Source organism: Sphingomonas sp. (assembly GCF_019635455.1).
Classification (GTDB): domain Bacteria; phylum Pseudomonadota; class Alphaproteobacteria; order Sphingomonadales; family Sphingomonadaceae; genus Sphingomonas.
In genome coordinates, this window is the sequence record NZ_JAHBZJ010000012.1 from 53,441 (window position 1) to 74,252 (window position 20,812).

At 68.8% G+C, this 20,812-nt stretch carries 18 protein-coding genes; 6 read left to right on the forward strand and 12 right to left on the reverse strand.

Annotated features, from left to right (window positions below):
- The first annotated feature begins 90 nt into the window (after positions 1-90).
- The 4 genes from KF783_RS14135 to KF783_RS14150 all read left to right on the forward strand — a co-directional run bounded on the left by KF783_RS14135 (position 91) and on the right by KF783_RS14150 (position 3,907).
- Positions 91-2,412: a S8 family peptidase gene (locus KF783_RS14135; RefSeq protein WP_294080438.1), complete on the forward strand. Its 2,322-nt coding sequence runs from the start codon at positions 91-93 to the stop codon at positions 2,410-2,412.
- Between the two features lie 24 nt (positions 2,413-2,436).
- Positions 2,437-3,432, forward strand: a complete 996-nt coding sequence (locus KF783_RS14140) for an LLM class flavin-dependent oxidoreductase (RefSeq protein ID WP_294080439.1) — start codon at positions 2,437-2,439, stop codon at positions 3,430-3,432.
- 65 nt (positions 3,433-3,497) lie between these two features.
- A complete protein-coding gene (locus KF783_RS14145; protein WP_294080440.1) occupies positions 3,498-3,665 on the forward strand; it encodes a hypothetical protein in 168 nt (55 codons plus the stop codon).
- 65 nt (positions 3,666-3,730) lie between these two features.
- On the forward strand, positions 3,731-3,907 hold the full coding sequence (locus tag KF783_RS14150) for a hypothetical protein (protein WP_294080441.1): 177 nt from the start codon (positions 3,731-3,733) through the stop codon (positions 3,905-3,907).
- A 28-nt stretch (positions 3,908-3,935) separates the two neighbouring features.
- Here KF783_RS14150 and KF783_RS14155 read toward each other — a convergent pair whose 3' ends face one another.
- The 3 genes from KF783_RS14155 to KF783_RS14165 all read right to left on the reverse strand — a co-directional run bounded on the left by KF783_RS14155 (position 3,936) and on the right by KF783_RS14165 (position 6,410).
- On the reverse strand, positions 3,936-5,240 hold the full coding sequence (locus KF783_RS14155; RefSeq protein ID WP_294080513.1) for an ATP-binding protein: 1,305 nt from the start codon (positions 5,238-5,240) through the stop codon (positions 3,936-3,938).
- A gap of 148 nt (positions 5,241-5,388) precedes the next feature.
- Complete coding sequence (locus KF783_RS14160; RefSeq protein ID WP_294080442.1) at positions 5,389-6,063, reverse strand: response regulator transcription factor; 675 nt, start codon at positions 6,061-6,063, stop codon at positions 5,389-5,391.
- A gap of 32 nt (positions 6,064-6,095) precedes the next feature.
- Positions 6,096-6,410 (reverse strand): hypothetical protein, encoded by a 315-nt coding sequence (locus KF783_RS14165; protein WP_294080444.1) that lies wholly within the window; start codon positions 6,408-6,410, stop codon positions 6,096-6,098.
- A gap of 119 nt (positions 6,411-6,529) precedes the next feature.
- Here KF783_RS14165 and KF783_RS14170 point away from each other — a divergent pair, with 119 nt between their 5' ends.
- Entirely contained in the window at positions 6,530-8,308 is a 1,779-nt protein-coding gene (locus KF783_RS14170) for an ATP-binding cassette domain-containing protein (protein WP_294080446.1), read from the forward strand.
- Between the two features lie 4 nt (positions 8,309-8,312).
- On the opposite strand, the gene KF783_RS14175 is transcribed toward KF783_RS14170, so the two are convergent.
- The 8 genes from KF783_RS14175 to KF783_RS14210 all read right to left on the reverse strand — a co-directional run bounded on the left by KF783_RS14175 (position 8,313) and on the right by KF783_RS14210 (position 18,734).
- The gene (locus tag KF783_RS14175; RefSeq protein WP_294080448.1) at positions 8,313-9,203 is read right to left on the reverse strand and encodes a diacylglycerol kinase family protein; all 891 of its coding nucleotides are present in this window, start codon (positions 9,201-9,203) and stop codon (positions 8,313-8,315) included.
- A 35-nt stretch (positions 9,204-9,238) separates the two neighbouring features.
- A complete protein-coding gene (locus KF783_RS14180; protein WP_294080450.1) occupies positions 9,239-10,252 on the reverse strand; it encodes a sensor histidine kinase in 1,014 nt (337 codons plus the stop codon).
- 99 nt (positions 10,253-10,351) lie between these two features.
- Complete coding sequence (locus tag KF783_RS14185) at positions 10,352-10,837, reverse strand: hypothetical protein (protein ID WP_294080452.1); 486 nt, start codon at positions 10,835-10,837, stop codon at positions 10,352-10,354.
- Positions 10,834-11,643, reverse strand: a complete 810-nt coding sequence (locus KF783_RS14190; protein ID WP_294080454.1) for an ATP-binding protein — start codon at positions 11,641-11,643, stop codon at positions 10,834-10,836. The genes KF783_RS14185 and KF783_RS14190 overlap by 4 nt, the downstream gene beginning before the upstream one ends.
- 143 nt (positions 11,644-11,786) lie before the next feature.
- Positions 11,787-13,919, reverse strand: coding sequence for a tetratricopeptide repeat protein (locus KF783_RS14195; RefSeq protein ID WP_294080456.1), 2,133 nt, complete (start codon positions 13,917-13,919; stop codon positions 11,787-11,789).
- 36 nt (positions 13,920-13,955) lie between these two features.
- Positions 13,956-15,308: a PEP-CTERM-box response regulator transcription factor gene (prsR, locus tag KF783_RS14200; protein WP_294080459.1), complete on the reverse strand. Its 1,353-nt coding sequence runs from the start codon at positions 15,306-15,308 to the stop codon at positions 13,956-13,958.
- A complete protein-coding gene (gene prsK / locus KF783_RS14205) occupies positions 15,305-17,341 on the reverse strand; it encodes an XrtA/PEP-CTERM system histidine kinase PrsK (RefSeq protein ID WP_294080461.1) in 2,037 nt (678 codons plus the stop codon). Before prsK ends, prsR begins: the two co-directional genes overlap by 4 nt.
- Positions 17,342-17,345: 4 nt before the next feature.
- Positions 17,346-18,734, reverse strand: a complete 1,389-nt coding sequence (locus KF783_RS14210) for a TIGR03013 family XrtA/PEP-CTERM system glycosyltransferase (protein WP_294080462.1) — start codon at positions 18,732-18,734, stop codon at positions 17,346-17,348.
- A gap of 119 nt (positions 18,735-18,853) precedes the next feature.
- Between KF783_RS14210 and KF783_RS14215 the strand changes: the two genes are divergently transcribed.
- Positions 18,854-19,180, forward strand: a complete 327-nt coding sequence (locus KF783_RS14215) for an HNH endonuclease (RefSeq protein ID WP_294080463.1) — start codon at positions 18,854-18,856, stop codon at positions 19,178-19,180.
- On the opposite strand, the gene KF783_RS14220 is transcribed toward KF783_RS14215, so the two are convergent.
- Positions 19,168-20,760, reverse strand: a complete 1,593-nt coding sequence (locus tag KF783_RS14220; RefSeq protein ID WP_294080465.1) for a DUF6311 domain-containing protein — start codon at positions 20,758-20,760, stop codon at positions 19,168-19,170. The two genes, KF783_RS14215 and KF783_RS14220, sit on opposite strands and share 13 nt — an antisense overlap.
- Positions 20,761-20,812: the final 52 nt, after the last annotated feature.

Here is a 20,812-nt window from a genome sequence, read left to right on the forward strand (position 1 = left end):
CGCGGCTGCAAGCGTGGCAATTGTGGGCGGCGATTAACATACGGGAAAGCAAGCGAAAGTTATTCCGAGCGGGGCAACAGAGGTGACGTGATGGCAAAGGCGAAAGCGGCGTTGCGGCGGATCGCGCCGTCGGGTGCGGTTCTGGTGGCGATGAGCGTCGCGGCGTGCAGCGGCGGCGGCGGGGGTGGCGGCATCTCAACCCCGACCCCGATCGTCAGCCCGGCACCCAGCCCGACGCCGACGCCGGTTCCCACGCCCAGTCCGACCCCGACCCCGTCGGTCAATTACGACACCGCCGAATATCGCGCGACCGACGGCGCGGTGTCGATGAACGCGCTGACCGCCTATAATGCGGGCGGTCGTGGCCAGAATGTGAAGGTCGGGGTAATCGACAGCGGCATCGACATCGACAGCCCGGAATTTACCGGCCGGATCGATCCCGCCTCCCGTTCGACCGCCGGCAACGGCACCTATGACGACGAGGATGGACACGGCACTGCCGTCGCCTTCACCATCGCCGGCCGGCGCAACGGCACCGGATCGCAGGGGGTGGCGTTCGATTCCACGCTGATCGTGCTGCGCACCGATACGCCCGGCAGCTGTGCGAGCGCCGACGAGTGCGCCTTTTCCAACACCGCGATCGCGACGGCGCTGGACGTGGCGACCCAGAATGGCGCGAAGGTGGTCAACATCTCGCTGGGGGGCGGCAGTTCGCCCGGCTCCACGCTGCTCGCGGCGATCAACCGCGCGACCCAGGCGGGGGTGATCGTCGTCATCAGCGCCGGCAATGACGGCAATGCCCAGCCCGACGGCTTCGCCTCGGGCGCGACCGATCCGTCGGTGGCGCGCGGGCTGGTGATTATCGCCGGCTCGGTCAACACCTCCGACGTCATCTCGACCTTTTCCAACCGTGCGGGGAGCAGTGCCAACTATTATCTGACCGCCGTCGGCGAGCGCGTGCGCGCGCCGGACGAAACCGGCACCGTCTATCTGTGGTCCGGCACCTCGTTTTCCGCGCCCCAGATCGCCGGCGCGGTGGCGCTGATCGCCTCGGCCTTTCCCAATATGACCGGCAGTCAGATCGTCAGCCTCCTCTATCAGACCGCCCGCGATGCCGGCACGGCGGGGATCGACAATGTCTATGGCCGCGGTGTGCTCGATCTCGCGCGTGCGTTCCAGCCGGTCGGCAGCCTGTCGCTCGCCGGCTCGCGCGCGCCCGCCTCGACCCAGGTGAACGGATCGCTCTCGACGCCGATGGGCGATGCCGCCACCGCGACGATGGGCGCGGTCGTGCTCGACGGGTTCGACCGGGCCTATGCGCTCGATCTCGCGCGCACCATTCGCACTGCCGCGCCGCAAGGCCGGCTCGACAGCGCGCTGCGGGCGCGCCAGCGCAGCTATGCCGCCGGGGTGCGCGACATGACCGTCGCGGTCACCATCGTGCCGGGGCGCGACGCGACGCGGATCGAACGGTTGTACCTGCCGATCGGCGAGGCCGAACGCGCCCGCGCGGTCGCCGGCAATGTGATGGGCAGCCTGGGCAGCCGGATGCGCTTCGCGATCGGTGCGTCGGAAAGCGGCACCGCGCTCGCCGCGCGGATCGCGGGACAGGCGCGCGCATCGACGGCCTTCCTCGTCGCACCGGACCCCACCGTGTCGGCGGGATTCGACAGCGAGGCGCAGGGCGCGGTCGCGCTGCGGCGGCAGGTTGGCGCCTGGGGCATCACCGTCGCGGCGGAAAGCGGCGCGGTGCTGACCCGCCTGCCCGAAGCGCGCTTCGCCGCGTTGCAGGGGCGCACCGAACGGTTCGGCTATGGCCGGCTGACGCTCGCCGCCGATCGCCGCTTCGGTCCGCTGGGCATGCAGCTCGCCGTGACGCGGCTTGCCGAACAGAACACGGTGCTCGGCGCGCGCTTTGGCGGCGCGCTGGGTGCGGCGGATGCGGCGACCTGGTTCGTCGATGGCGGCGGGACGCTGGCACTGGGCGATGGCTGGCAGCTGGCGGCGTCGATGCGGCGGGGCTGGACCCGGGCGCGGCTGCACGGCGGCATCGACGGCGGTGGCCTGATCCGCACCAGCGGTCTTGCGTTCGACGTGACGAAGGCCGGAATATTCGATCGCCGCGACCGCTTCGGATTGCGCGTCTCCCAACCGCTGCGCGTTGGTGGCGGCGGGCTCGATCTGCTGCTGCCGACCAGCTACACCTATGATGGCGCGCGGGTCGATGAATGGACGATGCGGCGGCTGAACCTCGCCCCGACCGGGCGGGAAGTGGACATGGAACTGGCCTATGTCCGCCGCCTGAAGGTCGGCGATTTCAGTACCAACCTGTTCCTGCGTCGCGACCCCGGCAATTATGCGCAGCTGCCCGACGATGTCGGCGTCGCGCTGCGCTACACGCTTGGTTTCTAGGCGGCGCACCCCATCTGGCGGAGCATGACCGCCTACAGCCTGCTCGACCTTGTCCCCATCGTGGAGGGCGGGTCCGTCGCCCGTTCGCTCGCCAACGCCGCCGATCTGGCTGCGCATGCCGAGGCGGAGGGGTTCGCGCGCTACTGGGTGGCCGAACATCATGGCATGGCGGGAATCGCCAGCGCGGCGACGGCGGTGGTGATCGCCCATGCCGGCGCGGCGACGCGTACCATCCGGGTGGGGGCGGGGGGCATCATGCTGCCCAACCACGCGCCACTGGTGATCGCCGAACAGTTCGGCACGCTCGACGCGCTGTTTCCCGGGCGCATCGACCTGGGCCTGGGGCGCGCGCCGGGCAGCGACATGAAGGTCGCCCGCGCGCTGCGCCGCACGCTTGAGGGCGGCGCCGACGCCTTTCCCCAGGACGTGATCGAGCTGCAAAGCTATTTCGCCGACGACGGACAGACCGGCATCCGCGCCGTTCCGGGCGGCGGCGCGCGGCCGGAGCTGTGGATCCTGGGATCGAGCCTCTATGGCGCACAGCTCGCCGCCGCGCTGGGCCTGCCTTATGCCTTTGCCTCGCATTTCGCGCCGGCGGCGCTGGACGAGGCGCTGGACCTGTATCGCCGCCAGTTCCGGCCGTCGGCCAGCCTCGATCGCCCCTATGCGATGGCGGGCTTCAACGTCTTTGCGGCGGCGGACGATGCGCAGGCGGCGGTCCTGGCGACGTCGATGCAGCAGACGTTCGTCGCGCTGCGCACGACCGGCACCGGCATCCGTATGCCGCCGCCCTTGCCCGGCTATCTCGAAACGCTGCCGCCCCAGGCGCGGGCGATGCTGGACCATGTCCTCGAATGCACGGCGATCGGCGGCCCGGCCACGGTCGAGGCGGGGTTGCGCGCATTCATCGCGCGCACCGGGGTGGACGAGGTGATGCTGACCAGCTCGATCTTCGACCATCAGGCGCGCCGCGAGAGCCTGTCGATCGCCGCCGCCGCAATGCGCCGTCTCGCTGCCTGAAACCTGCCGAAATCCGCGCGCAACATTGCCGTCGCAGCAGGGGACCGAAGCGAAAGGAGACGGCGATGCCACCGCCAAACCCTGCCGCGCGCTGCCACGAGGGCATTCACCGCCCCCGCCGGCGCGACCGGCTCAAGCCCGGCGAACGCCGGGAAGTCTGCCGCGATTGCGGATGCGACCTGATCCACAGCGGCGTGACCGGCCGATGGCGCTTCTCCGGCGTCATGGGCTGATCGCGCGTCTGGAACCACGTCGTCCAAAGACCGTTTCGACCCGGTAACTTAATCGGGAGGTTCGAATGTCGGACGAAAAGGTGACCGTGGTGAAGACGGGTGGATCGGGCGGGGCGATCGCGGTGATCGTCGGGATCGTCGCGCTGCTCGCGATCCTCTACGTGGTGTTCGGCACCAATTTGCTGAGCGGCAAGACCGACAAGATCGACGCCGACGTAACGATCGAGGCGCCGAAAAGCTGATCGATCCGGGCGGTTGCCGGCGCGGGGATCAGCCCGCCGCCGGCAGCCGCAGCCGCACGAGCAATCCGCCCAGATCCTCGCTTTCCTCAAGGCTGACCGTGCCGTCATAGATTTCCGCGACATCGCGGACGATGGCCAGGCCAAGGCCGGTGCCGGGCTTGCCGCTGTCCAGCCGCACGCCGCGATCAAAGATGCGGATACGGTCGGGCTCGGGAATGCCCATGCCGTCATCCTCGACCATGATCTCGACGAATCCCGCCTCGGCCTGCACCGTCACGAAAACGCTGCCGCCGCCATATTTCGCGGCATTCTCGACCAGATTTCCCATGATCTCGTCCAGGTCCTGTCGCTCGATATGGGCGACCAGGTCCTTCGCTCCATCGACGTCGATGCGCACATGCGGGTACAGGCGCGATACCGCGCGTTCGACCGATTCGACGCTCGGCCACACCTGAGCACGGCTGTGTGCGCTGCCGCGACGGCCGACCGCACGCGCGCGGGCAAGGTGGTGATCGACCTGCCGGCGCATCGTCCGCGCCTCGCGCACGACCGTCGCGGGCAAGTCGTCGGCCCGCGCGGTCGCGGCGTTCATGATGACGGTCAACGGCGTCTTCAGGGCATGGGCCAGGTTGCCGGCATGCCGCCGCGCCTCCTCCGCCTGCTTGTCGTTATGCGCGACCAGCGCGTTCAGCTCCTCGACCATCGGCGCGATTTCGGCGGGCATCGCGCCCTCGATCCGCGAGGTCTCTCCAGAGCGCAGGCGCTGAATCGCCTGACGCAGCTTGCGCAGCGGCAACAGCCCGTACCAGGTCTGGAGCGCGGCCATCAGGATCAGGCCGGCGGCGAGCAGCAGGAAGCTGCGCACCAGCGTCCGGCGCAGCGCATCGATCTGCGCGTCGAGCACGTCGCGGGTTTCGGCGACCTGAAACCGCCAGCGTACCGGCGATCCCGGAATCCGCACGTCGCGTTCGACAACGCGCAGCTTCTGGTCGAGCTGCTGGCTGTCATAGGTGTGCAGTTCCAGGTCGCTGTGCTGCCGGCCGATATCCAGCCGGCGGTCCCATAGCGAGCGGGAGGGGAAGGGGTCGAACCCCCGTCCCGATACCTGCCAGTAGAGGCCCGAATAGGGTTCCAGGAACCGCTGGTCCGACAACTGGCGGTTGAACGCGACATTGCCGTCCGGATCGATCTCCGCCGACACGATCAGCGAGGTCAGCAGATATTCCAGCTGGCCGTCGAAATTGCGGGTGATCGCGCCGGTCAGCACCCGGTCGAGCGCGAATCCGCCGCCGGCGAGCAACAGCGTGATCCACGCCGCCGCGATCAGGATCATCCGCCGGCTGAGCGACCCGGTCGATGGCGTATAGCTGCGCGGCGCGGGATCGCCGGGGGCAGGGGTCAGCGGCGGCGGCGCGTCGTCCGGCGCGTGCAGGCGGCGCACGAACGGAAAGCGGCGATCGATCGTCCAGCCGGCGGGGCGGTCAGGCACCGGCCTCCGCCGGTTCCTCAAGGCTGTAGCCAAGGCCGCGGATCGTCGTGATGACATCCGCGCCCAGTTTCTTGCGGATCCGCGTCACGAACACCTCGATCGTGTTGGAATCGCGATCGAAATCCTGGTCATAGATATGCTCGATCAATTCGGTGCGGCTGACCACCTTGCCCTTGTGATGAAGCAGATAGGACAGCAGCTTATACTCCTGCGCCGTCAGCTTCACCGGGTCGCCGCCCTTGGTCACCTTGCCCGAGCGGGTGTCGAGCCGGATGTCGCCCGCGATCAGTTCCGCCGACGCATTGCCCGATGCCCGACGGATCAGCGCGCGCAATCGGGCGATCAGCTCCTCCGACTGGAACGGCTTGGCGACATAGTCGTCGGCGCCCGCGTCCAGGCCGGCGACCTTGTCCGACCAGCTGTCGCGCGCGGTCAGGACGAGCACGGGGGTGGTCTTTCCTTCCTTGCGCCACCGGTCCAGCACGGTCAGCCCATCGACCTCGGGCAGGCCCAGGTCGAGGACGATCGCATCATAGGTTTCGGTCGAGCCGAGGAAATGTCCCTCCTCGCCATCGCCCGCGGTATCGACGGCATAGCCCGCCCCTTCGAGCGTCGCCTGTAGCTGGTTGCGGAGATTGGGTTCGTCCTCGACGATCAGAACGCGCATCTGTCTTTCCCTTTTGCGGCCCGTTGGCCGTGTCAGCCGCCCGAGCGGCTCATCACCTGACCCGTGCGGCCATCGACATCGACCCAGATGACATTTCCATCGCGCAGGAACTTCAGCGTGTAAATGCCCGTCCCCGAATCGAAGTCGAAGCCGATATATTGGGCGCCCTTCTTCACCATATAAGGGACCACCCGCGCCTCAATCGCGCGAAGCGGGAGCAGCCGGCCCTCTTCACGGCCCTTGCGCGCGGCCTCCTGGTCGCTGCGCCGGTCCTGCGGCGCGGCATCGACCGGAGTGGCGGCAACGGCCAGGGTCGCGCCGAGAAGGAGTACGCCAAACATCTTCATGACGGGGATGGCATAGGCGGTCCGCGTTGAACAGCCTGTGAATAGGGATGAAAGCGATGTGACAGGCGGCGCGTCGCCGCGCTTGCCGTCGGCGCCGCGCGGCCCTACCTGCCCGGGCCATGGCTGCACCCGTCCTGTCCTATGAAAAGCTTGGCCTGATCCAGGGATCCGGCTGGCTGTTCCGCGATCTCGACATCCATATTGGCGCGCGCGACCGGCTGGCGCTGATCGGGCGCAACGGCGCGGGCAAGACGACGCTGCTGCGGCTGATCGCCGGACAGGTCGATCCGGACGAGGGGCGTCGCACGATTCAGCCCGGCACGCGCGTCGTGCTGCTGGAGCAGGAGCCGCGCATGACCGACTGCGTCACGCTGATGGACTATGTCCTGTCGGGTGACGACGCGCCGGAGCGGCACGCGGCGGAGGCGATCGCCGACCAGTTGGGCATCGACCTCGCGCGCGAGGCAGCGACCGCGTCGGGGGGCGAGCGGCGGCGGGCAGGCATCGCGCGCGCGCTGGCGATGGACCCGGACGTGCTGCTGCTCGATGAACCGACCAACCATCTCGATATCGCCGCGATCGAATGGCTGGAGGACTGGCTCGGCCGCTACACCGGCGCGTTCATCGTCATCAGCCACGATCGGACCTTTCTCACCCGGCTGACCCGCCAGACGCTGTGGCTCGATCGCGGGGCGATCCGCCGCGCCGAAGTCGGCTTTGGCGGGTTCGATGCCTGGACCGAACAGGTCTATGCGGAGGAGGCGCGCAACGCCGCGCGACTCGACGCCAAGCTGAAGATCGAGGAGCATTGGCTCCAGCGCGGGGTGACCGGGCGCCGACGGCGCAACCAGGGGCGGCTGGAAAAGCTGCGCGAGATGCGCGCCGCACGCGCGGCGATGCAGGGGCCGCAGGGGGCCGCCGCGCTCGCCACCGCGTCGGACGACGTGCAGACCCGGGTGGTCATCGACGCCAGGCATGTCAGCAAATCCTATGGCGACCGCACGATCATCCGCGACCTGACGCTGCGCGTGACGAAGGGGGATCGCATCGGCATTGTCGGCGCCAACGGGGCGGGCAAATCGACGCTGCTCAAGCTGCTGACCGGCGAGATCACGCCCGACAGCGGCGAGGTGCGGCTGGCGAAGACGCTGAACGGCGTCATCATCGATCAGCAGCGCAGCCTGATGGCGCCGGACAGGACCGTGCGCGACGTGCTGGCCGAGGGGGGCGACTGGATCGACGTGCTCGGCGTCAAGAAGCACATCCATGGCTATCTCAAGGAGTTCCTGTTCGACCCCGCGCTCGCCGAGGCGAAGGTCGGGACGCTGTCGGGCGGTGAGCGTTCGCGCCTGCTGCTGGCGCGCGAATTCGCGCGCGCGTCGAACCTGCTGGTGCTGGACGAGCCGACCAACGATCTCGACCTGGAGACGCTCGACCTGTTGCAGGAGGTGATCGCCGATTACGACGGCACCGTGCTGATCGTCAGCCACGATCGCGACTTTCTCGACCGCACGGTGACGGTGACGCTGGGCCTTGACGGGTCGGGCAGTGTGGACGTCGTCGTCGGCGGCTATGCCGACTGGGAAGCGAAGCGCCGCGTGCGGCCCGAGGCGAAGAAGGCCGCGAAGTCCGCCCCCGCCGTCGCGGATCAGCCAAAGGTCCGTACCAAGCTCAGCTACAAGGACCAGCGCGACTATGATCTGCTGCCGGCGCGGATCGAGGAACTGGACGCCGCGATCGACCGTGACGAGGCGGCGCTGGCGGACCCGGACCTCTATGCGAAAAACCCCGCGAAGTTCGATGCGCTGATGGCCGCGATCGCCACGGCGCGCGAGGAAAAGGACGCGGCGGAACTGCGTTGGCTGGAACTGGCCGAAATGGCCGAGGCGCTGGGCTGATCGGTCAGCCGGGGACGACCACCTCGATCGCGCGTTCGGCGACCTTTACCGTCACCGGCACCCGCGCCAGCACCTCGCCGTCGATCGAGATGCGGTGACGGGGGCGCGTGTCGAGCTCCAGTCGCGCACCGCGAAATTCCTCGACCGTCTTCTCGCGGCTGCGCAGGCGAAAGAACCGCGCGTACCAGTCCCAGGCAAGCCGCCAGCGATTGCGCCCGGTCACCACCTGAATCATCATGTCGCCGCTCTGCACCGACGCGTCGTCGCTCATCACCACCCCGCCATGATAGCGACCGTTGAGGATGCGAACCTCGCTCGCCCATAATTTATGGGTGCCGCGCCCGTCGGTGACGACCGCGCGGAACGGGCGGAAGCGAACGAAGCACCAGACCGCCCAGGTGAGATATCCGGCCCGGCCGAGATAGCGTTTCAGATTGTGCGGCACGCTCTCCCCGATCATCGGCGACAGGCCCATGGCGGCGGCGTTGGCGAAATAATCGTCGTCGATCATGCCCAGGTCCACGCGCGCGGTATGCCCCTTCACGATCGCCTCGACCGCCCCGTCCAGATCGAGCGGCAGGCCCAGCGTGCGCGCGAAACTGTTCGCGGTGCCAAAGGGGAGCACCGCGAACACCGTGTCCTTTCCCACCACATCATCGACCACGCCCGACAGCGTGCCGTCGCCGCCGCCGACGATCACCATCGGCGTGCCGGCGCGAACCGCGTCGCGGATCGTGTCGTTCAGGCGCGCGGGGTCGCGCACCGGATGGGCGGCGCGCAGATGGACGCCGGCCGCCTCCAGCTTGCGCTTCGCCTGGTCGAACAGGTCGGCACCGCGGCGCGAGCGGGCGTTGACGATCAGGACCGCCTCACGCGGCGCGGGGTTCGTTGCCATGACGCAACAACGGCCGAAACGCGCCCCGGGTCCGTTCAATTGTCCAGGTTCAGCACCGCGACGGTTCCCCGCGTGCCGCTGTCGATCACCAACGTGCCGCCGGCCTGTCGCGCAAAGGCATCGACCAGCCTCTTGCCCAGCCCGCCTGCGCGCCCCTCGGCCAGCGTTTCGGGCGACATGCCGACGCCGTCATCGATCACGCTCAGGCGATAGCCGTCGGGCGTGCGCGTGAATTGCGCGGTGATCGTCCCCACGTCGCGCCCCGGAAAGGCGTGCTTCGCCGCATTGGTCGCCAGTTCGTTCAGCACCAGGCCGATCGCGACCGCCCGGTCGCGGGGCAGGGCGACATGTTCGGACACGCACTCCAGCGCGATCGCCGCGCGCAGCGACAGCGCATCGGCCAGCGCCGCGCACAATTCGCTGAGGTAGATCGCCATATCGACGGTGCCGGGCGCGTCGCTCCCGGCATAAAGGTGGCGATGCGCGCGGGCGATGCTTTCGACCCGGTTGAGCGCGGCCCCCAGCGCCTCCACCGTCGCCGGATCGTCCGACCGCCGCCGTTGCAGGTCGAGCATCCCGGTCACCAGCATGAAATTGTTCTTCACCCGGTGTTCGAATTCCTGAAGATACAGGTCGCGCTGCGCAATCTCGCGATCGCGTTCCTGCGTCGCGTTGCGGACCGCCAGGCGGAACAGCTCGGCCAGCCCGACGATCAGCGCATAGGCGATGGCGTTGACGATGAGGCGCGGGAGATCCGCCGGATCGGCAAAGGTGAAGCTGCCATAGACGGGAAGCGAGAAATACCAGGCGTAGAGCACCGTTGCGACCGCGGCCACCGCGCCCGCCTTCCACCGCGCGAACAGGGTGGCGATCATCACCAGCGGATAGCCGACCGCGAACGGCCCGGCGCCGAATGAAAATGCGTCGATCAGCGCCCGGATCATCGTCGCCGCGCCCGCGCACAGCAGCCCGAACCCGATCTGCGTCGCCCAGGGCGACGGCATCGGCGCGAGCCGGTCGGGAAGGTCGAGTTCGCCAAGCCGTATCATCACCGTAACGTGACCGGGATTCGGTATGGGAAGTCAAGGACCAGAACGGGTTAATTGATTTCGATCAGGATCATTTTGCTGGCGATCCGGATCGTCGCGTCAATACAACAGGGGGCGCGCGTCGATCTCGCGGAACAGCGGCAGGTCCAGCGTCGATTCCGCCGCCCAGCCGACATGATAATGGTCCTCGTAGAACAGGCGCTCGGTGCCGCCGTCCCATTTCCAGTTGGTCCGCACGATCAGCCGCCGGCCGAACGGCAGCCGGGCGAGCAGGCCACCGGTCCCCGCCCGGTACGCGCTCGCGCCCTGCCCGACGATCCGGATATCGAGCCTGTCGTCGTGCATCCGCGTGCGCACCGGCACCAGCTCCGGGTCGAGGTCGCGCAACGCGTGCCACGCCTCGGTCGGCACATATCCGCCCTGATGCCGCGCGACGATGCGATGGAGCCAGCCCGGATCGCTGTCGAACGGCGCGCGATAAGGGAATTGCCGGCGCAGCGCGTTGCGCACCGTCCCCGATTCGGGGCCACGCCCTGCCTTTGTCCAGTGAAGATGGAGGTGCTGGATGGCGAGGCGGCCGTTCACAGCCTGATGCCGTGGCGTCCCGCCAGATCGACGACATATTGCCACGCGACCCGGCCCGACCGGCTGCCGCGCCGCGTCGCCCAGTTGATCGCCTCCGCCGCGTCGAAGGGCAGGCCATGGTGCGCCGCATAGGTCCGCACGATCTCGACATAGATGTCCTGGTCGATCGCGTGAAAGCCCAGGCTGAGGCCGAACCGGTCGGCCAGCGCCAGATTGTCGTCGATGCTGTCGCGTGGATTGATCGCGCTCGCCTGTTCGGCGATGTCGCGCGGGATCAGGTGCCGGCGGTTCGACGTGACGACCAGCCGGACGTTCGCCGGTCGCGCCTCCGCCCCGCCTTCGAGCAGCGAACGCAGCGCCCGGCCGTCCGCCGCCGCGTCGAAGCCGAGATCGTCGGCAAAGAGCAGAAACGCGCGCGGCGCCCCGGCGATGTGGGCGAACAGCGCGGGCAGGCTGTCGAGCGCGTCGGCCGGCGCCTCGATCAGCGCGATGTCGCCGCCCGCGCCCTGGACCGCGGCGACCGCCGCCTTCACCAGCGCGGACTTGCCGGTTCCGCGCGCGCCCCACAACAGCGCGTCATGCGCGGGCAGCCCGGCGGCGAGGCGGCGGACATTCTCGACGAAGACCTCCTTCTGCGCGTCGATGCCCACCAGTTCGTCGAGCGGCAGCGGCGCGAAGGCGCGGGCGGCGACCAGCGTGCCACGATGCCAGACATAGGCGGGATGCACGGCCAGATCCGCGAGCGGAGCGGGCGGCGGCGCGAGCCGCTCCAGCGCGGCGGCGATGCGGTCGAGCGGGTCGGTCATCGACGCATCGCGCTACGCACTGGAGCCCCGCTTGGCAATGGCGGCGGGGCGATCGGTGGGGCAGGGCGGGGCGCGGCAGGGCGGGGAGCGGCCGGCGGCGCCACGCGATCGTCTTCGCTGCGGCGCGGTTCCCGGTCCCGCGCCTACTCCGCTTTCGCCAGCAGCGCCTCCGCCGCGCCCTTCTCGGCAAAGCCGGGAATGGCGATCGCGGCCCGCGCCTGCGTCTTCGCATCCGCCTTGCGCCCGGCATCGACATAGGCCTGGGCCAGCTGCCAGCGCAGCATCGGATGGCGCGGCGCGATCGTCACCGCCTTTTCGAGCGCCTCGATCCCGCCGGCGGTGTCGCCGGACCGCGCGAGGGTCCAGCCCAGCGCGCCGGCCACCGCCGGGTTGGACGGGGCGATCGCATAGGCCGCATCGGCATAATGCGCGGCGCGTTCGGGCTCGCCCACCGCTGCATAGGCATAGGCCAGTTCGGCGAGCAGGCCGGCATCGCGGTCGCCGATCCGCAACCGGATGGCTTCCAGCGAATCGATCGCGGCGTCGTAATCGCCGGCCGCCGCCTGCCACGCCGCCGACAGCCGCAGCGCGGCGAGGTCGAGCGGGTTCTGCGAAAGGAACAGCGCGAGCGCGTTGGACGCATCCTGCCGCTGCCCCGCCTTGTCGAGCGCTTCGACCAGGCGCAGCATCGTCGGCTCGTCGAACCGGATGCTCGCCGCCGCCTTGTAATAGGGGACGGCGTCGGCGGGGCGCTTCATCAGCATCAGCGTGTCGCCGACCAGGCTGTGCGCGGCGGGCGCGCCGGGATTGCGGCCGGCGATCTCCTTCGCCTTGGCCAGGGCCTGCGCCGTGTCGCCATGTTCGATCATGCCGCGGATCAGCGGGATCATCGCGCGCGGATCGTCGGTCGGGGCCTTGGCCGCGGCGGCGGACAGCATCGGCAGCGCGTCGTCGGAGCTGAACCACACCGATCCGTCGCGTGCCGGATAGGCGGCCCGGTCGAAATATTGCGCGGCGAACGCGCGCTCGCCGATCCGTTCATAGCCGCGCGCGACCAGCGTCAGCGCATAGGAATCGGCGTCCCCGCGCGCCACGACCGGGCGCAGCGTGTCGATCCCGTTCTTCGACGCGTCCGATCGCAGCAGCGCGGCGGCAAGCAGCTTGCGCGCGGTGATGTTCATCGGCTGCTGACTGACGAGGTAGCGGAATTTCTCGATCGCGCGCTGATAATTGCCGTCGGCCATGTCCAGCGTGCCGCCCAGCAACACCCCGCCGGGCAGGCCGGCGATGCCACCGCCCGCGCGCTGCAACAGCTGGCGGGCAAGGTCGAAATTCTGCGCCCGCGCCGCCAGCACCGCTTGCAGGTAAAAGGCCTGCGGACTCAGCGGATGCGCCTCCATCGCCTTGCGTGTGACCGCCAGCATGTCGCGGGTTCGTCCCACATCGCCCAGCGTCGCGGCATATTGGATCAGCGCGGCGTGGCGATAGGGATCGCGCTTCAGTGCCGCCTCGAACCAGGGTAGCGAGGCGCTAAGCCCATATTGGGTGCGTACCAGTTCGCCGCGCAGCAACAGCGCGTCGGTATTGCCCTTGTCCAGGTCCACCGCCTTGGACGCGGCTTCGATCGCCCCGACGATGTCGCCCGCGTTGAAGCGGAAGCGGCCGAGTTCGGTCCAGGCGTCGGCGCTTTCGGGGGCCAGGCGCACGGCGGCCATCGCCGCCTCCTGCGCGGCGGCGAGATTGCCTCCGGTCGCATAGGCGCGGGTCTGCACGCGCAGCGCATACAGGCGGTCGGCCTCGGGCGCCTTGCGGCTTTCGACGATCGCCCGGCGCGGATCGCCCTGCAACAGGATCGCATGCGCCATCAGCGCGACGGTGCGTTTGGGATCGACGCCATTGTCGATCGCGCGGCGCAGCGCCGCCTCGCCGGCCACGCCTTCGTCCAGCATCAGGTCGGCGCGCGCGAGCATCAGGCTGGCCTCGCCCCATTTGGGGTCGGCGCGCACCGCGCTGAACGCCTGGCTGCGCGCGGCAGACGCGTTGTTCGCCTTTAGATAGGCCTGCGCCCGCGCCAGCGATTCGCGCGCGGCGGCGGGATCGATCCGGTTCGACACGACCGATCGAAAGGCCAGGATCGCGACCGCGAACGCGCCCAGGCACATCGCCACGACCAGCAAGCGCCGCAACAGGGTCATCCGCCGTGCGCGGCCGCTGCTGCCGCGCCGGCGGCGTACCCGCAGCTGCGGCTCGGCCGGGATGTCGGTCATCGCGTTCATGCCGGCATTCCCCCGGCATTGGCGGGACGATGCGCGTCAGGGTTGCAGGTCATAGGCCTTCATCAGATCATAAAGGGTGGGTCGGCTGATCCCGAGCAGGCGGGCGGTGCCGGAAATATTGCCCTCCGCGCGGGACAGCGCATGGGCGATGGCGCGGCGGTCGGCGGCCTCGCGCGCGGCCTTAAGGTTGATCGCCTCGGCCGGGGTTTCGGGGGCGAGGTCCAGATCGGCTGCGGTCACCATCTTGCCGTCCGCCATGATCGCGGCGCGCTTCACGCGGTTCTCCAGCTCGCGGACATTGCCGGGCCAGTGCCATGCGTCGATCGCGTCGATCGCGTCGGGTGCCAGGCTCTTCGCGCCCAGTTTCATCGCGGCGGCGTGCTTGTGGAGCAGATGACGCGCGAGCAGGCCGGCATCGCCGGGCCGTTCGGCAAGGCCCGGGATCCGCACCACGATCTCGGCCAGCCGGTAATACAGGTCGTCGCGAAACGTTCCCGCCGCGATCATCGCATCGACATCCTGATGCGTCGCGCACACCACGCGCGTGTCCACGGCGATCGGTCGGCGCCCGCCGATCCGCTCGATCACCCGCTCCTGCAAAAACCGCAGCAGCTTGACCTGAAGCGGCAACGGAACGTCCCCGATCTCGTCCAGGAACAGCGTGCCGCCCTGCGCCTGTTCGATCTTGCCTTCGGTGGTCTTCACCGCGCCGGTGAAGGCGCCCTTTTCATGCCCGAACAGTTCGGATTCGAGCAGCGTTTCGGGGATCGCGGCACAGTTGATCGCGACGAACGCGCCCTTGCGCCCGCTCGCCGCGTGCAGGCCACGGGCGAGCAGTTCCTTGCCGGTGCCGCTCGCGCCCAGCAACATCACCGACACGTCGGCAGGCGCGACGCGCTCGATCGTGCGGGTGACCTTCAACATCTCCGGAGCGCCGGTGATGATCCCGCCCAGCGCGGTGTCGGTTCCCGCCCGCGTGGCCAGCCGGCGGTTCTCCGCCTCCAGCGCGTGGACATGGAATGCGCGCGCGACGATCAGGCCCAGCGCGTCGATGTCGATCGGCTTCTGGTAGAAATCCCATGCCCCCATCTCGATCGCGCGGCGCATCGATGCGCGCTCGCCATGGCCGGACGCGACGATGACGCGGGTATCGGGCTTGAGCGCCAGGATCGCCTCCAGCACCGCGAACCCCTCGCGCGTCCCGTCCGGATCGGGCGGCAGGCCAAGGTCGAGCGTGACCACCGCCGGCTCTTCCGCGCGCAGCATCGCGATCGCGCTCTCGCGGTCGCCGGCGGTCAGGATCTCATAGCCTTCATAGGCCCAGCGCAGCTGGCGCTGGAGCCCGGCATCGTCCTCGACGATCAGCAGCTTGGGTTTGGGATCGCTCATGCCGCCGCCTTCCCGACAGTCTGATTGGGAACCGCCGCGGGCAGGACGATCCGAAAGCGCGATCCGCGCCCCTCGGTGCTTTCCACCTCGATCCGCCCGCCCATCTCGTCGGCCAGCTTGCGCGCTTCGAACGCGCCGATGCCAAAGCCGCCGGGCTTTGAGGAAACGAACGGCTTGAACAGCTTCTCGCGCACGAATGCAGGCGACATGCCGCAGCCGGTGTCGATGACGTCGATCCGCGCCTCGTCGCCGACGACCGCGATATCCAGCCGGACCGGCGCGCCGGGCGTGCTGGCCTCGACCGCGTTCTGGACCAGATGGCCGATCAGCGTTTCCAGCCGCGCCGGATCGGCCATGGTCAGCGGGTCGCCGGCCGCGCTCACCTCGATCGGATGGTGTCCGTGATGCGCCCTGGCGACGCGACGGGCGAGCGGGGCGAGCGGGGTCACCACCGGCTCCTCCCGACGCGCGCGATGATGCTGCGACAGCCGCGCGAGCATCGCGTTCATCCGGCCCGCCGAGTCCTGGAGCGTCGCCACCATGTCGGCGCGAAAGGCCGGATTGTCTGCGTGGCGCTCGGCATTGCGCGCGACGAGGGTCAGCTGGCTCACCAGATTCTTGATGTCGTGCATGATGAATGCGAACCGGCGGTTGAACTCGTCGAACCGCTCGGCCTCGGCCAGTGCGGCCAGCGCGCGTTCCTCGGCCAGATGGCTGGCGACCTGCCGGCCGGCGGCCTTCAACAGGTCGAAATCCTCCCAGTCGAGCGCGCGCGGCACCGGCGGGCGCGCCAGCACGATCACCCCGGTCAGGCGGCCGTGATGGGGCAGCGGCACCGCAGTCCATGCCGCGCTCCATCCCCGGATCGACGGCGGCGCGCCGTCGGCACCGGCGCCGGTGTCGAATTCCAGCACATGGCCCGGATCGATCCGGTCCAGCCGCCAGCTTTCGCCATAGCCGGCGGGCAGGGCGGCGCGCCCGACATTCCATGCCGCGCCCACGCCCAGCGTCTCGCCCTGCGGCACCAGCAGCACGCCGGAGGGCGAATCGATCAGGTCGGCGACCGCCTTCACGATCCGCTCGTCCAGCGGCGCGCTGCCCTCCGGCTCGCCCAGCGTCTCGGTGAACCGCATCCATTCGGCGCGATAGTCATAGCGGTGGCGAAAGAAATGCTTGGCCAGCTTTACCTTCAGCCACGCCCGCAGCCATGAGCTGGAAATCAGCGTCAGGATCGCGGCGGTCGATCCGAACACGAATGCGGTCTGGAACAGCCGCGCATTCTCTCCGCCGATCGCCGCCAGCGTGCGCGTGGCGACCGCCAGCAGCGTGAAGTACAGCCCGATCGCGACGAGCGAGAGCGCCTGATAGGCGACCGCACGCGAAATCTGCATCGGCCATTCGCCCCGCCGTTGCAGCCCGGCGGCAATCGCGATCGCGATCAGCGCCATCGCGACGCCGCGCACCGCGATCATGGTCGTCGGCCAGCCATCGGTCAGATAGGACAAGGCGAGTACGTTCATATCGACCAGCCAGAGCGCGCCAAGCGCGAGCACCAGCGGGCGTGCCGCGATCGCGCGGGTCGATGCCAGTGCGCCGTGCAGGCTTTGCACCAGCACCAGCGCAGCGACCGCCACCATCATCTTGAGCAATGCCGCCGCCTCGCCGACATCCTCGCCCATTTGCGGTGCGGCGACGGTGGCGATATCGACCGCCAGCGCGGCGGCGATGACCGCCGCGACGACGCCATAGACGGTGCCGATCGATGCCGGCGCCTGCTCGGCCAGCCGGTGGCGATACAGCGCCGCCATGAATCCAAGCCACGCCAGGTTCCGTCCCGCCAGTGCGATCCGCGTGATCAGGTCGTTATCGCCGATCCCCGCCACCGCCAGCGCCCACAGCGCGGTAAGGCCCAGCGCCGCAGCGAGTGGCCGGCGCGGCAGCGCGCCATCGCCGGTGCGTAGCGTCCACAGCCCCAGCGCGCCGAACAACAGCGCGGCGAGCGCGTGACCCCACAGGATCAGGGTCGCGACCATTGCTTCAGCGCGCCCCGTCGGGGAACAGCACGACGCGGATCGTCTGAAGCAGGATCAGCAGGTCGAGAAAGGGGGAATAGTTCTTCGCGTAATACAGGTCGTATTCCAGCTTCTGGCGGCTGTCCTCGATCGACGCGCCATAGGGATAGTTGATCTGCGCCCAGCCGGTGATCCCCGGTTTGACCATGTGGCGTTCGGCATAATAGGGCAGCTGCTGCTCCAGATCCTCGACGAACTGGGGCCGCTCCGGGCGCGGGCCGACAAAGCTCATTTCGCCCTTCAGCACCGACCAGCATTGCGGCAGTTCGTCGATCCGCACCTTGCGGATGAAACGGCCGACGCGGGTGATGCGCGGATCGTCCTTTTCCGCCCACACCGCCTTGCCCCCGATCTCGGCGTCCTGACGCATCGAGCGTAGCTTGATGATGTCGAACCCCTGTCCGTACAGACCGACGCGGCGTTGCCGGTAAAAGGCCGGCCCCCGGCTCTCGAGCTTGATCGCGATCGCGCTCAGCACGATCAGCGGCAGGGTGAGGACCAGCAATATCAGGCTGGCGGTGATGTCGAACAGGCGTTTCGACATGCTCGACAGCATCCGTCCCGACGAGAAGCCGTCGGAAAAGATCAGCCAGCTGGGATTGACCGACTGAAGATCGACGCGTCCGGTCTCCCGTTCCAGAAAGGTCGAAATCTCGTTGACGTGGACGCCGGTGGTCTTGATCCGCAACAGGTCCTTGAGCGGCAGCGCGTTGCGGCGCTCTTCCAGCGCCAGAACCACCTCGCTCGCATTCAGCAGCACGACATGGTCGGCCAGATTGTAGATGGCGTCGCGCGCGATCGCCTCCGGGATCACCCGATTGCCCTCAGCCATCGCGACATAGCCGACGACGACGAAGGCCGATCCCGGCTTGCGCGAGAGCGTCTTCAGCCGTTCGGCGCGCGGCCCGGCACCCAGCACCACGACGCGGCGTTTGAACACTTGTCCGCCCAGTGTCTTGCCGAGCAGGATGCGCAGCATGAACAGGCCGACCAGCGCGGCGCCCATCGCGTAGAGCAGATTGGATCGCCAAAAGGTGAGCGCCGGGATCAGAAAGAAGATCACCGACAGAAAGATGGTGCCGAGCGATACCGCCACGATCAGCCGCGCGGTCGCGATGCGAAGCGACTGCAACGCGTCCGCGCCATAGACTCCGACCGCGATCATCGCGAGTTCCAGCGCGGCGGCAAAGGTCAGGATCTGGGGCAGGCGGTTGACGATCGGCTCGATCGCCATGCCGATCTGATCGGCGCGAAAGATCCAGCCGAACTCCGCCGCGGCGCCCAGCACCAACGCGTCGAACAGCGCCAGCAACAGCACCGCATTGGGAATATAATGTCTGAACAGGCGGATCATGGCTGCTCAATCCTTAGCTGGCGAGTGTAAACAAATCCGACACCGTCTGTCCCCTGTCGGCGAAATTGACGAAGAAATGCTGAACGGTGCAGTCTCCTCCGTCGGGATGGAGGCGAAAAATGAACCGGGAGGATCGGCAAGGGTCGGGCGCGCTGGCAGGCGCACCGGCCGGTGCGGCACCCGACCGGTGCGCCTTGTGCGACCGTGAACTGGGCGCACGCGTCGAATGGCACCATGTCGTGCCGAAGAGCGAGGGCGGGCGGCATCGCGTGCCGCTTCATCCGATCTGCCACCGCGCGATCCATGCCGGCATCGGCAACGCCGAACTTGCGCGGGTCGATGGAGTGCGCGACCGGCCCGGGATACGGCGTTTCCTCGACTGGATTGCGGGCAAGCCACCTGATTTTCACGCGCCGACCCGCCGCCCGCGCGGTCAGCGCAGATAGGCGAGGGTGACGCCGTCCAGCATCAGCAGCTGCGCCCCCGGCGGAAGCGGAGTGGCGTCGGTGACGATGTAGAGCCGGCCCGGCGCCAGCCGCCCGGCGCGGAAATCGGCGGTCTCGCGCGCCTGCCGCGCCTCGCTCGCCAGCGTCGGTCGCGCGGCATAGACGGTGCGCACCGGCACGCCTGCATCGGCCGCGCGCCACGCGACCTCCTGGAACAGCGCAAGATCGCCGGTGACGTCGGCCGGAACGAACGCGATGTCGCGCGCGCGTCCGATCATGCCGTGCCAGCGCGGCGAGCGGGTGCGTACCCATGTCGCGTCTAACGCCGCTTCCGCGCTCTGCGCGCGGACCGCATGTGCCATCGGCGCGATATCCGCGACCTGTACCAGCGCGAGCGCCGCGAGCGCGAGCGCCGCGCGCTCCGCCGGCAACCGGTACAGGATCCGGATCGCGGCATAGACCAGCACATAGGCGACCGGCCAGAACAGCCGCCCCGACGCGCGCACCGCGTCGAGCGCGTTGGCCACCGTCTGGGGCAGCGGCATCCGGGGCAGTTTCTGCCCGGCGAAATCGGGATAGGTACTGATCGCCAGCAGCGTCAGGACGATCAGCGCCGGGACCAGCCATTTCAGCCGGTCGAGCGGGTCGCTCTCGCCTTTGGCCGGGGGCAGTCCGCGCCGCAGGATCGCCGCCGCCGCCAGCGCGATCAGCAGCCCCAGGCCGAGATACTGGAATCCCTCGAACCCGCGACCGGGGCGTTGCGCGATGGCGGGCAGGAAGCGCGACCAGCCCTCGACCCCCGGGTTCCACAGCGCGTCGATCGGCATCGCGAACGCGCCGTAATTGCCCGATGCGCGATGCGGCTCGATCACCCCCAGCGCCCAGGCGATTGCCGCGACCATCGCCAGCATCGCGGCGCATTCGGCGATGAGGCGCGGCACGCCATCGCGTTCGCGCCACGCGCGTTCGGCCATCGCGCTCGCCCAGATCGCGCCGACCATCACCAGCAGATAGGAATGGATCATCGCCGTCACCGCGATCAGCACCGCCCAGCCCGCGTTCGATCGCGCGCGTTCGGGCGTGACGAAGCGCCACAGCGCCCACAGGATCAGCCAGTGGGCCATCAGATTGGCGTGGATATATCGGTTGAACAGGCTCGGCAGCGCGGCCAGCAGCAGCACGCCGCACCATAAGGTGACCGGGCCGGGGGCGTGGCGGCGCAGCAACAGCCAGGCGAACAGGACCTGCAAATACAGGCACGCCAGAATCCACCAGCCGATCAGCTGGGTGGGGGGCGGCAACAGGCTGCGCAGCGGCCATGCGATCAGTCCGACCAGCGGGTTGCTGTCGGTGAACAACAGGCCGACGCCGTCCGGCGCGTTCAGCAACGAGGTGCGCAGGAAGGCGGGCGCGGGATCGTTCAGAAACGCGTGCAGCCCCAGCGCATTCTCGCCATTGTCGCTTCCCCGCAACAGCCAGCCGATATTGGCGACATCAAGGATCTGCCAGTGAAAGAAGGCGCCGAACAGCAGTAGCGGCAACACCGCCAGCGGCAGGATGGGGGGCAGGGACGGGCGCATCGCCGGCACCCTGGCACGCCGAGCGCTACCTGTTGGTTAACGCGCGTTTAGC

Excerpts from the sequence above, each read along its gene's own strand:
- KF783_RS14180 (WP_294080450.1), bottom strand. The coding sequence starts at position 10,252 with ATGATACGGCTTGGCGAACTCGACCTTCCCGACCGGCTCGCGCCGATG.
- KF783_RS14210 (WP_294080462.1), bottom strand. The coding sequence starts at position 18,734 with ATGATCCGCCTGTTCAGACATTATATTCCCAATGCGGTGCTGTTGCTG.
- KF783_RS14155 (WP_294080513.1), bottom strand. The coding sequence starts at position 5,240 with ATGATCCTGATCGCGGCGGCGTGGATCACGCTGTTGCTCGCCGGCGGC.
- KF783_RS14140 (WP_294080439.1), top strand. The coding sequence starts at position 2,437 with ATGACCGCCTACAGCCTGCTCGACCTTGTCCCCATCGTGGAGGGCGGG.
- KF783_RS14190 (WP_294080454.1), bottom strand. The coding sequence starts at position 11,643 with ATGACCGACCCGCTCGACCGCATCGCCGCCGCGCTGGAGCGGCTCGCG.
- KF783_RS14160 (WP_294080442.1), bottom strand. The coding sequence starts at position 6,063 with ATGCGCGTTCTGATCGTCGAGGACGAACCCAATCTCCGCAACCAGCTA.
- KF783_RS14195 (WP_294080456.1), bottom strand. The coding sequence starts at position 13,919 with ATGAACGCGATGACCGACATCCCGGCCGAGCCGCAGCTGCGGGTACGC.
- KF783_RS14165 (WP_294080444.1), bottom strand. The coding sequence starts at position 6,410 with ATGAAGATGTTTGGCGTACTCCTTCTCGGCGCGACCCTGGCCGTTGCC.
- KF783_RS14220 (WP_294080465.1), bottom strand. The coding sequence starts at position 20,760 with ATGCGCCCGTCCCTGCCCCCCATCCTGCCGCTGGCGGTGTTGCCGCTA.
- prsR (WP_294080459.1), bottom strand. The coding sequence starts at position 15,308 with ATGAGCGATCCCAAACCCAAGCTGCTGATCGTCGAGGACGATGCCGGG.
- KF783_RS14170 (WP_294080446.1), top strand. The coding sequence starts at position 6,530 with ATGGCTGCACCCGTCCTGTCCTATGAAAAGCTTGGCCTGATCCAGGGA.
- KF783_RS14135 (WP_294080438.1), top strand. The coding sequence starts at position 91 with ATGGCAAAGGCGAAAGCGGCGTTGCGGCGGATCGCGCCGTCGGGTGCG.
- prsK (WP_294080461.1), bottom strand. The coding sequence starts at position 17,341 with ATGGTCGCGACCCTGATCCTGTGGGGTCACGCGCTCGCCGCGCTGTTG.
- KF783_RS14215 (WP_294080463.1), top strand. The coding sequence starts at position 18,854 with ATGAACCGGGAGGATCGGCAAGGGTCGGGCGCGCTGGCAGGCGCACCG.
- KF783_RS14175 (WP_294080448.1), bottom strand. The coding sequence starts at position 9,203 with ATGGCAACGAACCCCGCGCCGCGTGAGGCGGTCCTGATCGTCAACGCC.
- KF783_RS14150 (WP_294080441.1), top strand. The coding sequence starts at position 3,731 with ATGTCGGACGAAAAGGTGACCGTGGTGAAGACGGGTGGATCGGGCGGG.
- KF783_RS14145 (WP_294080440.1), top strand. The coding sequence starts at position 3,498 with ATGCCACCGCCAAACCCTGCCGCGCGCTGCCACGAGGGCATTCACCGC.